Below are 14,927 nucleotides of genomic sequence, written 5' to 3'. Positions count from 1 at the left end.
TTTTTTTGAACAGAAGGCATAAAATAAAGATGGGCGCAAAGCCGATAAAGAGAGCCATGGCGATGCGGAACATGATTAGCATGGTACCCGCTACGATGGCAGGCCCTGCGGTACCGACGCCGACAAACCATCTTGCCTGTGTCACTTTCCCTTCGAGATATTCGCTGTCGGCGGTATCGATACCGTCAAGTATGCCCATCATGCTTTGGGTTGCCGTCAGGTTTTGGTCTATTCGGCAGCCAATGATGGATTTACTGTCTTGTGTCAGACACTTACTGCCGACATCGCTGTCGCCGGTCATGATTTGTGAAATGCCGTCTGAAAGAGTATCGGTCAGAACCCGTACGCTGAAATCGCCGCCGGCCGCCACACCCAGTGCAACGGCTACAATGAGGTAGGTCTTGCCGAGACCGTACACAAAGCCTTTCAGTCCTTCCTGGCTTCTGCCGGTTGCAATCAGATAACCTTGAATCATTATCCATAAAGTCAATAAGGCAACGATAATGGTAAAAACAAGCGTTAGGTTTTTAGACAATACATGTTCAGTAAAGAAGCTTATTCGTGCATAGATATAGTCACGAATACTGGAATAAAGGAGAAGATCCATCATGATGATGTTTTCCTGTTAAATAGTTTGGGTAAAAATAACATTAAAATTAGCGGAGTTTATAGCCAGTGCTGATGGCTCTTTTTTCTTTTGCTTCATCGTGGAATTTTTTTACCTTACTTTGTAAAACGAGCGAAGCTGACGCTTTGGTCAGGTTGCTGTGGTTCGAGCCTGAGAGCTGGTCTTTGGTCAGATTTACCCTTGCCCATTTGTATTGATCAAGCATTTGGTCGATAGAGTTTATTGCCGATTGGTAATTTTTTAGTTTGATTTCCAACTGCTGCAATTTCGCAATGACTTCAGCTTCGGCAGAGGCTGCCGTATTACTTTGTCCTTGAGCATTGGAATTTTGTTTTTTAATCGAAGTCTTATTTATTTCTGAAAAGGTTTCATTAATTTTTGTTTCCATCTCTCTTAAAAGTGAGAATTTTTTTTCTTCAAGAGTTACTGTACTAATACATAAACTTTTTGATGTTTGGTTAGCAATTCTATTACAGCGATCCTTACGGTTTTGGAACATTTTTTTAATTGCGTTCTCTTCTTTTTTATCGAGTAGTTTTTTCACTTCTGGAATCTGTTCCATTTGACCGCGTACCCAATGTTGCAACTGGGTACGCCAGTTTTGCAGCTGAGTGACCCAGTTGGATAGCGTAACGGCGCGGTCTGCCGCATCCATCGCCCAGTTAATAGCATCTTGCATCATTTTGGCCCCATCAACAACAGGCAATACATATGAATTAGCTATCGGCATGGAAGTAAGCATTGTCGCCCCCACCAAAACTGAGGCGATTATCCGTTTTATTTTAGTTTTCATTACTATTCAATCTTTCTTCAAATTGGTTAATTTTAAAATATTTAAATTTTCAGTCTTAGGGTTGCCTGAAGACTTACTGTCTTTAGATAACCCTATCTCATTTTTAGTCAAATCGACTTAGTCTGCATTACGCATCATATTAGTAGCCGACTTCTTGCCGGAACCCTTACGCTCATCGTAGAAGGTCTGCAACCAATCTTCTGGTTTCACTGCATCGATGCTGATGCCAAGGCGTTCGGCCGTTTTTTTGATAATGCCGTCCATGATGTCGATGTTGTCGGTACTGGCGGAGATGACAGCCAATTCGTCGTCAAATCCGCGCAGATTAAGCTGGCAAACAGCTGACGCATGACCTTGTTTGACCAAGAAGCAACGGCTACGCTCATCCAAGCCTTTGACTACTTGAAACTCTGAGTCGGTCAGCTTCAGTCCATCGATGTAGTCTTTTTTATCTGCATTCGGATTTGGCAGCAGTATCATGGTAGCTGTCTGCTCAATCAGTGCGGCGGAAATATCGCTTTTGAGGGCGTCTTCCGGAGACTGGGTAGCGAAGATACCCATACCGTTTTGCTTACGGATGGTTTTTTGTTTGTTTTTGGCAAACTCTTTCAAGCCGCCTTCGCCATCAAGGATTTTCCAGAATTCATCCATGATGTAGATGAAGCGGCGGCCATCGATAAGCTCTTCCATTCGGTGGATAAGGTAGCCGATGACTGGATCGCGTACCTGAGGGTTTTCGATCACATCGGTGTAGTCGAAGCCGATAATATTGGCTCCGCTGAAGTCGATTTTGTCCTGAGGGTTATCAAAAACCCAGCCAAGGCTGTTTCCACGGGTCCATTTGCGGATATTGGCATAGAGGGAGTCATCGCCGGTATTGGGCAGAGATTTTTGGAAGTTGGAAATACTACGCAGCGCCGGCGGAGTGTCGAGCATGGCTCGTACGGCGCGCAGGACGTCGTCGTCTTCTGCTGCTGAATAGTGCGCCTTGCCACCTAACTGCTTCATAAGGCCACAGAGGAATTGGACATTTGCCTCTGTATTTTCGCATTGGAAGGGGTTAAAGCCAGTCGGCTGACCGCTTTCCAGCGCCATATAAGCACCGCCGCAAGCTCTGACAAAGATTTCGGCACCACGGTCTTTATCGAAGAAGAAGATGGTAGGCTTGGGATCGTACTTTTGTACCTGGCTGAGAAGGAAGTTGATAAGTGCCGTTTTACCGGTACCAGACTTACCGATAACCATGGTGTTGGCAATGGCTTTTTCACCTTCGGAATCTTCGCCTTCAAGGGTTGCATGGAAGTTGAAATAGTAGGGCTGGCCATTGGTCGTCTGAAGAACGGTAACGCATTGCCCCCATGGATTGCCTTCACGTTTACCAGCGGCAAAGTTGTGAAGAGGACAAAGGCCCAAGAAATTTAACGATGAGAGATTGGCAATACGAGTGCGGTAGTTCCAGTTACCCGGAAGCTGGGCATAATATGCGGCGCAGACGGCCAAGTCTTCTTTTGTCGTTACGAAGCCTGCATTGGAAAGTTCAGCTCGGGCAGCGGCAATGTTTTGGGAAAGTTGCTCTTGGCTGTCGGCGTAGATAGCAAGGCTAAAATGGTAGCCACCAAGTACAAAATTGCCAGATGCGAGCTGATCCATTGCATGGTCGAGTTCTGCAATTTGGGTAAAGGATTTATCACCGGAAGAGATCATCATGCCACGGGTACGCTCAAGGGTTTTCATGGCGTCGTATCGGCTCATGGGGCTGAAACTATGAGTGATAACGTATTCGACATCCAAATATTTGAGCCCGTTAAGCACGCCGGGATAGGTGCCGTCAGGGTATTCTTTAAGGTTGAGTATGGCACCGTAGTGGTTTTTACCCTCAGGAGTACGGACGATATAGTCGCCGGTTTTGGCAGAAAAGAGATGCCGGCTAAGGGGTAAGTAGTTGTAAACAGGAGCAGGAAGTACAGGAACCGGCTCATTAATGCGGTTAAGGATATAACCGAAAAGCTCGAGGGTTTCAGAGAATACAGTCCCGTTTTTACCTTCGTACATGCCAAGTCGGTATGGATGGTAGTCTTTGAGAACAGCCTCAAGGTTGGTTGCTAATTCGTTAAGTGTACCAATAGCTTGTTCCTGTTCGGCCTTCAGACGATCGATATTGCCTGATTTATCAACAAACTTTTTGCCGTCAACAACTGGGCGATAAATCATGGTCAAGTAAAGCTCGTTGTTCATGAGCTTTTCTTTAGAAAGTCGGGAAAAATAGCGGTCTGAGAGGCTTTGATTGAAAGACTCTTGGAATTTTGGGCGCAAATCGATGCCGCGGTGGCGGCGAATGTCATGTACCCAGAAGGCAACATTGACATAGTCCGGAGCGCGTAAGGATTGGAGTAAACGATTAAATGTGTTGTGTTTGTGTTCGAGCTCCCATTCTTCTCGACCTACAAAAGGAAGGCCGGATAGATGCCATGTTGTTAGGTAATCTCCACCAGTGGTTTTGACAATGGTTGGGGAAACATGGGTGGAGAGGGATACGAATTGACTGATTGATGCGTCAGGAGTAAACATTTTATTTGTTTTTTGTGTTGAAATCGTCCGACAGACAAAGATGTCTGTCGGATGTTTTGTTGTCATTGTTTGGGAGGATTGTTGCGGTATTCATTAGGCGAGAAGCACCACGTATCAGGAAACTCCTCTCGGTTTCTAGCTTTAAGTCTAAATTTCAGACGTAAACCTAGAAAACGAAAAATCATATCATCTCGCTTTGCCATCTGCCTCATAATCAGGATGATGAAGGGAATAGTCAATAAAAAAAACATATTGAAGTACATTCCCATCAATAATCCTGAACCGGCCCCTATAAAGAAAGGTATATAGGGTACGCCGAGAAAGGTTGCCGGACGCGTACATCCTCGAAAAACGATGTTTTTCTGCATGGTGTGAATCAGGCAAAAAATTGCAATACTTGGAGCATTGCCGCAGCTGTACCGGCAGAGCAAGAGTCTGCATTACCAACCAGCATTTTTGCGATTTGGCCGGCCGCACCAATCAGTACGCCACCAATTAAAATAGGAGCGACGTCAGAAATGCGTTTGTGTGCAAAAGCAATTTGGTAACCGGCAAAAATAATGGCGATGGTTACAACAGCAACGGACATTAAGTTCAATACGGTATGGATGTTTTTAATGAATTTACAGGCACCCCCAGAAGCTGAAGTAAAATCATCAGCAGCCATACCTATAGTCGGTGCTAAAAATGCTGCAGCAACAAATGCTGCTGTAGCAACGTTTTCAGCGGTAAAGCGGGACTTTTTTTGAATCTGAGTGTTTTTCATTTGAAATTTCCTATGTTTATTACAGGTTGATGTGGAAAAAAACTATCTAAAAGACTGCTGCGCTATCTTTATAAGTATTGCTTTTCGCTTGTGCAGTACTATTATCTTGCAAGAAATGTTGGTTTTTAGAGACAGTAGCCGAGTATGGTTGTGGATTAGCGGTAACTGTCAAATTTAGGCGGTTAGCTTGTTGTGCTGGCATTTGGCCCATAGGTCGAGGGGTATTCACAGTATTGCTGATGACTGGAATGGCATTTTGTGGGATTGCTCTCCCTTTCCCCATAGATGAAAAAATTTTTTGCACATATCCATGCTTATAACCAGTTACAAAGTTACCGGAATAATAACAGCTGAAAGATTTACCCCAGTCTTTTGCACGATTGTAGCATTCTCGCAATATATGCGAACCTGCCTTGACGTTTGGGCACACTTGGAATGCATGTTCGTAGGAATGCAACCCGTATTTTTTTAAATTGTATCGGTTAACTTGAGCTAATCCTAAGGAGAAGTTAAATCCTTTTTGTTCCAACATTTTAGCAGTAGCAACTGCTTCAGCCAAATTTTTAGGCTGTCTTTGTAAGCGTCCGCCTACAACACCTATAGCGTATGGGTTGCCTGAGGATTCAACTCTCACGACATGATGCATAATATCATGCGGGACAGCTAAGTCGGTGCAGGAAAAAAACATGATGTTGAGATGAAAATATGAATTTGTATTGACGTGAAATTTAGCACAGATTAAAATAATTAACAAGATTTTAACCAATAAAAATAACCAAACATGAATTGTCTTTTCTTCATTTTTAATTAAGATGCTTTGGTTGTAACTTAAGTTATTTTATAAGGTACTATGTATGTTTCTTTTAAGAACGCTGTTACTGTCTGCTAGTGTGGGCGCGCTAATGGCAGGTTGTGCAAATCAGTCTGCTCCAGATTTCCCAAGTTCATGGAGGCCATTAAATGAACTACCTGATCAGGTAACTGAGATTCCTCTTGTCAAACCTCATGTTTATCAAGTGACACGACTTGATACAACTGTAAAAGGTTTGTTGGAGCGTTGGGGAGAAGAGGCAAAGATGCCTGTTGTTTATGACTATACGCTTGATTTTACTTTGTATAAGAAAGTATCAACAATACGAAATACTGAGCTTGATAATGTCCTGAGTGAATTATCTAAACTTTATGAAGATAAAGGGATGGTTTTCTATGTTCAAAATGGTGTAATTATGGCGCATAAGAGAATGGATGTTGCTGTGAAAAACAGTGGAAAGAAAAAACATGAGAGATCAGCAAAAGCTGATGTAAAAACCCAAGATTAAAATGGAAATATATGTTCAAATCAAGTAAAAATACTACTGATGGCAATATCCAAAAGGCTGTAAAAAGATCTTTGGATTTTGAAACGACCTTGGTTGATATCCGCAAAAAAAGTGAGAAAAGGGCATGGATTGTTGCCGGTATTTCTACCTTCTCTTCTTTGTGTCTGCTTGGCGGATTATTTTATATTTTGCCGCTGAAAGAAAAAGAACCTTATCTTGTTATGACTGATGTCTATACGGGACAAGCTACTGTTGCTAAACTAGCCGGTGATTGGAATAATTTAGATATTACTAAAAATGAAGCAGTAAATAAGAGTAATATTTCTCACTTTATTATTGCTAGAGAATCTTTTGATAGTCAGATTATTTATGATAATGACTGGGCTACAGTTTATTCTATGTCGGTTGCAGGGGTATCTGACAGCTATCGCAATCTGATGAATAAAAGTAATCCTAATAGCCCATTTAATCTTTATGGGTCTGCTCAGTCAATTCGCGTTAAGATTTTGAGTATCGTCCTTAATAATAGTGGAAAGGCCGATGGTCGCGATGCTAGCGCAACAGTAAGATTCCAAAGATTTTTATTAAATAAGAGTACTGGCATATCAAGATTTATGGATAGCAATGTTGCTACTCTGACCTATACTTATAATAGCAATTTGAAGATGGATGAAAAGTATAGGTTAAAAAATCCCCTGGGATTCCAGGTATTGTCTTATCGTGTTGATCCTGATGCTAGTGAATCACCTGTTCAAGATTTATCTTCAGATTATCTTTCTGCAGGAACATCAACTGAAAGCCAGGCTCAGCAACAAGTACAAAGTGTACCCCAGCCCCAGTTAGAAGCTCCTACATCTGTAGATAATAATGTTCCTAATGCTTCTCCTATATCTGTTGAAAGTGGAAATCAATAATGTTAAGAAAAATGTTTTTAGCAACAGCAGCATCGTGTTTGTTGCAAGGAAGCGTCTATGCTGCAGCTATTCAAGAGTATACGTTTCAAGAAAATACAACTTATCCCGTTCATACGGCACAAGGCGTAGTCACACAAATTGAACTTGATTCTCGTGAAAAGGTTAAAGATTTTGGTGCAGGCCTAAGTGGTGGATGGGATATGGTACGTAGAGAAAATGTATTTTATCTGCGTCCAAAGGCTGATGCAGTTGATACTAATCTTATTGTTCGTACTCAGGCTCACCAATATATTTTTGAGCTTAAGGTTTTGAAGAATGTTGTTGGCAATTTGGCAGAAGCTTCAGACAAAGGGGTAAATTATCAAGTTAAATTCAGATATCCCGATTCTACAGATTTCAGTCTTCGTGCTAGTACTTTGGCTGGTTATAGCCTGAAATATGATTCTTCTAAAATCTATAATACTAATTATGATGTGGCTGCAAATGAAAAATCTCGTTGGCTAGTTCCTTTAAAAGTCTATGATGATGGCAGATTTACCTATGTCCACTTGAATAAGGGCAAGTTCACAGGTGATTTTCCTGCTGTTTATGGCAGAAAATCAGAGAAAGGAGCTGAGTTTGTCTTAAACAGTAATGTTGAAGGTAATGTAGTTATTGTCCATGGGACTTATCCATTCTTAGTTTTGAGACATGGAAATGATGTAGTTGGATTAAAAAGGAATTAAGAATGTCTGATAAGCTAAATAATGAACATCACAAAGATAGTGAATCATCACAAAATTTATATTCAAGCCAATACGAACAAGAACAATTGGCGGGACTTGAGGAGAATGCTCCTCAACTAAATGCTCCTGTTGATCGCACAGTCAACAAAAAAGCTATTGCGTTTATTGTAGCTGCAGGTTTTGGGTTAGCCGGACTAGGGGCATTTGCCTATCATCAATTTAGTGGTTCTGATGAAGCTCCCCCTCCAGAACGCCCTCAGGTAGTTACTGTACCAGATTTACCTGCTCCAGATCCTCAAGTTACGGAATCCCCTTCAATTGATTTAGCAGAAGACAAAAAGCCTGAATTAGAAACGGATAATACATCGAATACGAAAACAATAGAAGTAACTACTCCACCAGTAGTGGAGACCTTGCCACCTATAACTCCATCAACTCCAACAACTCCTAATGTTCCTATACAGCCGATTATTCCAGCAGGAGATATGTATGCTAATATGAATTCTGCATTTATTCAGGACGGGGAGGCTGCTCAAAAAGAGTCGGGAGTAAGTACAGCTCAGGCTAATGCTGTCCGTTATATGCATAATAGGGATAAGTTGCTTCAACAAGGGACTTATTTGCGTTGTGTATTAGAAACTAAAATTATTTCTGAGGTAAAAGGATTTACATCTTGTATCATTACTGAACCTGTATATTCTGCCAGTGGAAAATATCTCTTATTGCCGAAAGGTTCAAAAGTAATGGGGCAATATGGCTCCAGCAACCCTACTGGTCCACGGATGGAGATTATCTGGAATCGAGTTATAACACCCGATGGTATCGATGTAACACTTGAATCTCCTGGAGTAGATAATCTTGGTGCAGCAGGTCATGTTGGTAAATTTAAGTCTCATTGGGGATCACGTTTGGCATCAGCTTTATTGATTAGTATGATTTCAGATGCTTTTAAATATGCTGCTACTGAATATGGTCCACAAGGACAAACAGTTACAACTATGACATCAACTACTACTAATCCTTATGAAAGTGAGACAGCCAATACATTGAAACAACAGGCTATCAATCAACTTGAACGAAATAATGCTCGTCCTAATACAGTAACAATAAATCAAGGTACTTTGATTAATATTTATACTGCCCAGGATATTGATTTCAGTTCGGTAATGCAGTAACCATAAAAGGCCGTCTATTTTTTCAGACGGCCTAATTATTAGACCTAATAATTAGGAGGAATTATGGATAAAATCTTTAGCTGTTTTGTTGATAACTCTTTATTGTTAAATGCAAATCTAAGAGTTTGTATAGGGAAGATAGCATAAGAATTCGTTCATTGGTCTAAGATCATTTTAAAAAAATATTTAGACTGGATTATAAAGTCAATTAGAATTGTACTAAAAAGAGACTGATAAATTCCATAATAGATATTCGTGGAATTAGGTCGTATTTACTGACTAGATTAATAACTTCTGAGATTATGTATAAGTTAAGATTCTATCTTGCTGCTTTGATGATGTCATATTAGCAGTGCCATACAGCTGTAAAACTTTAGGTTTAACACGATGATGTAGCATAAAAATAGGGAAGAAAAAATGCCCACTCTATTGTCTTTCTTAAATATAAAATACTAAAACTATCTAAAAATTAACATCTTAACTAAAAATTCAAAACAATTCAATCATTTAAACTGCAGGTATTCAAATGACCCTAAAAAACAAATCTATTATCACGGTATTTCTATTATTAATCTCTTTGTTATTGGGCTGTTACCTATCAGGTTTTATCCTACTGCAATGGTTAGGCTTAGATAAAACCCCTTTGCTGCTCACAACATGGTTTAAATACTATAATACATTAGATATTCCTCAAGTTGCCAAATACTCGTTACAGATTAAAACTTCAGGAATTGTTGGATTTGGTTTAACCTTTTTGATTGGCTTGATTAGTTTAATTCCCATTTGGCGTACAGCTTCCCAAAGTCTTCATGGGGAAGCACGATTTGCCGGGATGGCTGATTTGACAAAAGCAGGATTTTTCAAACAAACGGATACTTCAATTGTCGTCGGTAAACACAACGGCAAATTGTTACATTACAATGGCCAGCAATTCGCATTGTTGGCAGCGCCAACACGTTCGGGTAAAGGTGTCGGTATCGTTATTCCCAACCTGTTAAGTTATAAAGGATCGGTAGTAGTTTTGGACATCAAACAGGAGAACTTTAATTTGACTAGTGGCTACCGCAAAGAAGTATTAGGTCAGGAAGTCTATTTGTTCAACCCGTTTGCCGAAGATGGAAGGACACACCGTTGGAATCCGTTTACCTATGTTTCTTCCGATCCTGACCAGCGAGTATCGGATTTAATGTCGATAGCCGCAATGCTATATCCTGATGGAGATAGTCGTGATAAGTTCTGGGTAGCGCAGGCAAGAAATGCGTTTTTGGCGTTTTCACTTTATTGTTTTGATGAGCATGAAGCAATGGCTGATTTCCCCGTGGAGGGCAAAGAAAATGAGCCGGCCTGTACATTAGGAAAAATATATCGCCTTTCATCAGGTAATGGAACAGAACTAAAGGAGTATTTTACATCTTTATCACAACAACCATATCTCAGCGAGGCTACAAAAACTGCTTTTTCTGGCTTAATCTCTCAAGAAAAAGAAACCTTCGGTTCTATCATGGGTACATTTAAAGAACCCCTCAACCCGTGGATCAATCCCGTCATTGATGCCGCCACTTCCGCTGATGATTTTCTGTTAACTGACGTACGTAAAAAGAAAATGACTATTTATATCGGCATTCTTCCTAACAAGCTTGCTGAATCAAGGGTCATTGTTAACCTCTTTTTCTCTCAACTTATCAACCAAAATACGAAAGAGTTGCCTCAGGACAACCCAGATTTGAAACACCAATGTATGCTGTTAATGGATGAGTTCACAAGTATTGGTAAAGTTGAAATCATTGCTCATTCTGTCAGTTATATGGCGGGCTATAACATTCGCCTATTTCCGATTATCCAGTCAGTCGCCCAGCTGAATGCTGTCTATGGCAAAGAATATGCGCGTACTATTATCACTAACCATGCTTTGCAAATCATCTATACACCTAGAGAACAGCAGGATGCAAACGAATATTCCGAAATGCTGGGTTATACCACAGTGAAAAGAAAAAATGTCAGCCGTGGACGCGAACGTAGTGTCTCGGAAAGCGAAGAGCGCCGCGCACTGATGTTGCCGCAAGAGTTAAAGGCAATGAGCCAAGATAAGGAAATTATCCTTTACGAGGGTATGTCACATCCGGCACAAGTGGGGAAAATCCGTTATTACCAAGATGGAACATTTACTAAACGGCTGATGGGGGCAGTGAAAGTTGCCTCGTTAAAAGAAAAACGGTAATAGTAATCAAAGTCCAAGGCCGTCTGAAAATGAAATGTGCAGAATGACAAAAAAGGAATTTATATGAAACTATCAGCGATTACAGTCATATTAACTGTATGCTTGGTAACTTCTTGTACTCCGCAGATTAGTAATAAAAATATTAAGGATTCTTCCAAGATGCAGAATATACAAAAAGAAATAACTATGGAACAAGTGCGCAATCGTTGCCGAAGTATGTTGCACAAAGTGGAAAATCGGGATGATTTAATTAAGCAGATGTATGATACGGCATTTAAAGATGACTGCCTTTATACGATGTACGCAAGTGAATTACAAGAGATTTGGCAAATACCCGTAATAGAAGCATATGATTATATGCAACATAATCAAGATATTCATTCATCTATAGGTATGTATGTCGTTTTCGTGCACACTGAAATTAAATCTAGTTTATATATTACTCAAACAAAAGAGTACCTAGATAAAATAGGTAGCATATTTCCTGAAAATGCATTTCCTAATTTTTTTCCAAAGCCTATGACACATGAAATGCCTGAAGGGGTGTACTCGGATTTTGAGTATTCAGCCAAAAGAAAAGATGATGATTTAATAAAAGAAAGACTAGATTATTATTGGAGAGAATCAGGTCGTGAAATAATTGCTACTAATTCTGGGGGAGGTGCAATTTTAGCTTTAGAGTTTTGTAGCAATCTTAAAATGAGTCCAATGCCATAAGGAGTTTTAGGATGCCAAAAATTATACTGAATAAAAGAGCAGAAGCAGAATTGATGACACTTGGTTTTCATAAAATAAGATTCAATAATCAAATGTCTGAACTAGATAGAATAAGGCAAAACTTAGAATTAGTGGAGCAAATTAACCATTTCACTAGTAAAGGGGGACATATCAAACCTGCTTCAAAAAATCGTGAAGGGGCGTATTATGATCCAGAAAATAAAAGTATTCATTTTGAACAAAGTTTCCGATATAGTACTGCTAGAACAATGTCTCATGAGGTAGGACATGCAGTAGGTAAACATCAAGCTAAAGCAGCTAGTTACTATAATACTGCTAAGGCTTATGCTCAAGCGCGAGGCTATGGAGAGGCCGAGGCGATCTTTAACGAAGCGCGTATGGTCGCTTACGAAGAAAGATATAATGGTAGGGCATATAGTACAGGAATTAGTGGTAATCTTTACCCATACGTTAAAGGTAAGAGTTTTGGAGAGGTTAAAGATTTAATTGCTCGCCAGAATATGTATGGTATGTACCCAAGTAATGGAACTGGATCAATCAGAATGACTTATTATGAAACTGATATTGAATATTTCCTGAATACTCGTACCAATTTTTCCAAAGACTTTGAAGAAGCAGTCTTAATCCCCACTTTCAAACAATTATTTGTTAAGCATATGGCGAATTATGATACGTTTGGCAATAAGGGTAATAATAAAATTGTTGCTGATGGATCATATAGTCGTGATAGTTTACTGATAGGCAGATCTAAGACTTATTTAAAAAGTGGGGCATATATGTATGGAGATGCCGGAGATGACGTTTTAAAAGGTACTAATCAAAATGATATTTTATTAGGCGGCAGTGGTAATGATGTGTTGATTGGTGGTAATGGCAATGATATTTTAGCTGGTAATTCTGGAAGAGATAAATTGTTTGGTGGTAAAGGATATGACAAATATCGTGCTGACAATTCAGATATTATCCGAGATTCAGACGGCAAGGGTGAAGTGTCATTAAATGGTTATATATTACAGGGAGGTGTACGCGATTTATCTAAGCCAGACCGTTTTGTTTACCGCAGTTCTAGAATGGTATATGAATGGGATAGAAATACAGGGACATTAGATGTAAATGGTCTTAAAATTGAAAATTTCAAAAATGGTGATTTAGGAATTCATTTAAAAGAACAAAAAACAGGCCAATATAATGATGTTGTTAGAGTACATTCTGCTACGGGAATAGATGGTATTAAGATTTTGCGTCAACCTCGGAATACCAACATGGCTCATACTCCAGCTCCTAGCAATGGGGATGATATGTACACTAATCAGCCTTTGAATTTGGAAGCAATCCCACAAAATGCCCAAAATATCTATCAGCAGAGTAAAAAAATTTTTACTGAATTCTGTAATAAAAAAGATATTATCTACGATGAAAGAAGCCTAGATAATATTGCTATGGCACTGGCTGCTGAAGGGTACGCAAACAAGATGAGAGGTGCATCTCTTATTAATATCAAAGAAAATGGACATATTCTTATTGGTGATAAGGCTCCTGAATTAAGAACTGCTTCTGTGGATATGCAGAAAACTGCGGTTACTCCGATAGAGGAGAGTATTATCAAAGTACAAGCAACAACTCAGCAATTTGAATTAGAAACACAACAAAAGCAGTTAACACAAGCCAGAGGGCTGAGTATTTCTTAGGCTAAAATGAAAAATACACCTAAGATTCAAATATTATTGTAATTAAATTTTTGAATAAACTTATTTTAAACATGGATGAATTAAACTCAACAATTTCAGCAGATTTCTTAGATTATCAATACGAAGTATTGGGAATTACCTCTTTCCTGAAAGATCCTGATGTTACAGAAATTTGTATTAATAGGCCGGGAGAGGTATTTCTTGAGACTTCTCGAGGCTGGAAAAAGGTAGAAGTAGATACGCTAAACTTTGATAGGGCACGTCAGTTCTGTACAGCTATTGTTAATGAAAGTAATACTGGTCAACGAATTACAGAAGCAGAGCCAATGGTGTCATTAACATTTCCAACAGGCCAACGGGCACAATTTGTAATTCCTCCTGCCTGTGATGCAGGAAAAGCTTCAATTACAATCCGTCTACCATCAAAACATACTAAGAGCTTAAGCCAGTATAGCAAAGATGGTTTCTTTAGTCAGATTATTGAATTAAATGGAGAATTGTCTTCTCAAGATAAGGAATTAGTTGAACTGAAAAATAATCGGAATTACGAGGAATTTTTTAAAAAAGCCGTTGAGTATAAAAAAAATATTGTTGTTTCAGGTGCAACTGGTAGCGGTAAGACTACTTTCATGAAAGCATTGGTTAATCACATTCCTTTAAGTGAGCGACTAATCAGCATTGAGGATGCTAGGGAGCTATTTATTCCTCATGAAAATGTAGTTCATTTACTTTACTCAAAAGGTGGACAAGGTAGTTCAAATATTACGGCAAAAAGTTGTATGGAATCCTGTCTGCGTATGAAGCCGGATAGAATTATTCTAGCAGAGCTACGTGGTGACGAATCATTTTATTTTATTCGAAATTGTGCATCTGGACACCCGGGATCTATTACAAGTTGCCATGCTGGTAGCACGGAACAAACATGGGATCAATTAGCATTAATGGTAAAAGCTTCACCAGAAGGAAGTGGTCTGGAGTTTGAAGTTATTAAAAACCTGCTTAGACAGACCATTGATATTGTTGTGCACATTAAAGCTCATGCTGGACAACGTTATATTACGGGTATTGATTTTAATCCTATCAAAACTTGATATTGAACATGATGCAATTGAAGCAATATATCATTTGGATGATACAGAATATGTGAAACATAAAAAGCAACCGTAGGCTTATGTTGTTAAGGTTGTGATATTAATGAAGGCTTAAAGGCCGTCTGAAAATCTTTCAGACGGCCTTAATGCTTTACTACTTAAAAGCATCAGGTTCATTTAGCGGAATTCAAACAGCTCTTGATGCAATGAGCGTGTCTTAAGATTTCCTGCAATACTGCTTGTAAAGCTACGACTACCACAAAGCCATAGGCTGAGACCTTTGCAAAATTCCCCAAAATCCCCT

The 14,927-nt window shown here is 39.5% G+C and carries 14 protein-coding genes; 8 read left to right on the top strand and 6 right to left on the bottom strand.

What is annotated here, in order from left to right; all coding sequences use genetic code 11:
• From HMPREF2608_RS01435 to HMPREF2608_RS10975, 6 genes are all read right to left on the bottom strand, one after another.
• On the bottom strand, positions 1 to 610 hold a 610-nt coding region (locus HMPREF2608_RS01435; RefSeq protein ID WP_141761446.1), incomplete at its 3' end, for a type IV secretion system protein.
• Positions 611 to 656: 46 nt separating this feature from the next.
• Positions 657 to 1,421 carry a hypothetical protein gene (locus tag HMPREF2608_RS01430; protein WP_283122278.1) on the bottom strand — a complete coding sequence of 255 codons (765 nt, stop codon included), beginning with the start codon at positions 1,419 to 1,421 and terminating at the stop codon, positions 657 to 659.
• 117 nt (positions 1,422 to 1,538) lie between these two features.
• Positions 1,539 to 3,989, bottom strand: coding sequence for a VirB4 family type IV secretion/conjugal transfer ATPase (locus tag HMPREF2608_RS01425; protein WP_070825732.1), 2,451 nt, complete (start codon positions 3,987 to 3,989; stop codon positions 1,539 to 1,541).
• A 62-nt stretch (positions 3,990 to 4,051) separates the two neighbouring features.
• Positions 4,052 to 4,357: a VirB3 family type IV secretion system protein gene (locus HMPREF2608_RS01420; RefSeq protein ID WP_036490852.1), complete on the bottom strand. Its 306-nt coding sequence runs from the start codon at positions 4,355 to 4,357 to the stop codon at positions 4,052 to 4,054.
• Between the two features lie 8 nt (positions 4,358 to 4,365).
• Positions 4,366 to 4,755 (bottom strand): TrbC/VirB2 family protein, encoded by a 390-nt coding sequence (locus HMPREF2608_RS01415; RefSeq protein WP_070825731.1) that lies wholly within the window; start codon positions 4,753 to 4,755, stop codon positions 4,366 to 4,368.
• A 46-nt stretch (positions 4,756 to 4,801) separates the two neighbouring features.
• The gene (locus HMPREF2608_RS10975) at positions 4,802 to 5,509 is read right to left on the bottom strand and encodes a lytic transglycosylase domain-containing protein (RefSeq protein WP_283122277.1); all 708 of its coding nucleotides are present in this window, start codon (positions 5,507 to 5,509) and stop codon (positions 4,802 to 4,804) included.
• Between the two features lie 100 nt (positions 5,510 to 5,609).
• Here HMPREF2608_RS10975 and HMPREF2608_RS01405 point away from each other — a divergent pair, with 100 nt between their 5' ends.
• The 8 genes from HMPREF2608_RS01405 to virB11 all read left to right on the top strand — a co-directional run bounded on the left by HMPREF2608_RS01405 (position 5,610) and on the right by virB11 (position 14,623).
• Entirely contained in the window at positions 5,610 to 6,074 is a 465-nt protein-coding gene (locus HMPREF2608_RS01405; protein WP_063068981.1) for a hypothetical protein, read from the top strand.
• Positions 6,075 to 6,085: 11 nt separating this feature from the next.
• A complete protein-coding gene (locus HMPREF2608_RS01400; RefSeq protein ID WP_070825730.1) occupies positions 6,086 to 6,988 on the top strand; it encodes a VirB8 family type IV secretion system protein in 903 nt (300 codons plus the stop codon).
• Positions 6,989 to 6,999: 11 nt separating this feature from the next.
• Entirely contained in the window at positions 7,000 to 7,713 is a 714-nt protein-coding gene (locus HMPREF2608_RS01395) for a TrbG/VirB9 family P-type conjugative transfer protein (protein WP_283122276.1), read from the top strand.
• A gap of 2 nt (positions 7,714 to 7,715) precedes the next feature.
• Entirely contained in the window at positions 7,716 to 8,888 is a 1,173-nt protein-coding gene (locus HMPREF2608_RS01390; protein ID WP_070825727.1) for a TrbI/VirB10 family protein, read from the top strand.
• A gap of 526 nt (positions 8,889 to 9,414) precedes the next feature.
• Complete coding sequence (locus HMPREF2608_RS01385; RefSeq protein ID WP_070825726.1) at positions 9,415 to 11,106, top strand: type IV secretory system conjugative DNA transfer family protein; 1,692 nt, start codon at positions 9,415 to 9,417, stop codon at positions 11,104 to 11,106.
• Between the two features lie 63 nt (positions 11,107 to 11,169).
• On the top strand, positions 11,170 to 11,823 hold the full coding sequence (locus tag HMPREF2608_RS01380; RefSeq protein WP_283122275.1) for a hypothetical protein: 654 nt from the start codon (positions 11,170 to 11,172) through the stop codon (positions 11,821 to 11,823).
• Between the two features lie 11 nt (positions 11,824 to 11,834).
• On the top strand, positions 11,835 to 13,532 hold the full coding sequence (locus HMPREF2608_RS01375; protein ID WP_070825725.1) for a calcium-binding protein: 1,698 nt from the start codon (positions 11,835 to 11,837) through the stop codon (positions 13,530 to 13,532).
• Between the two features lie 71 nt (positions 13,533 to 13,603).
• Positions 13,604 to 14,623: a P-type DNA transfer ATPase VirB11 gene (virB11, locus tag HMPREF2608_RS01370; protein ID WP_070825724.1), complete on the top strand. Its 1,020-nt coding sequence runs from the start codon at positions 13,604 to 13,606 to the stop codon at positions 14,621 to 14,623.
• Positions 14,624 to 14,927 lie beyond the last annotated feature (304 nt).

This window comes from Neisseria sp. HMSC064D07 (assembly GCF_001837185.1).
Classification (GTDB): Bacteria; Pseudomonadota; Gammaproteobacteria; order Burkholderiales; family Neisseriaceae; genus Neisseria; species Neisseria flavescens_C.
The sequence above is the reverse complement of the archived record's forward strand: the minus strand, read 5'-3'. Positions and strand labels throughout refer to the sequence as shown.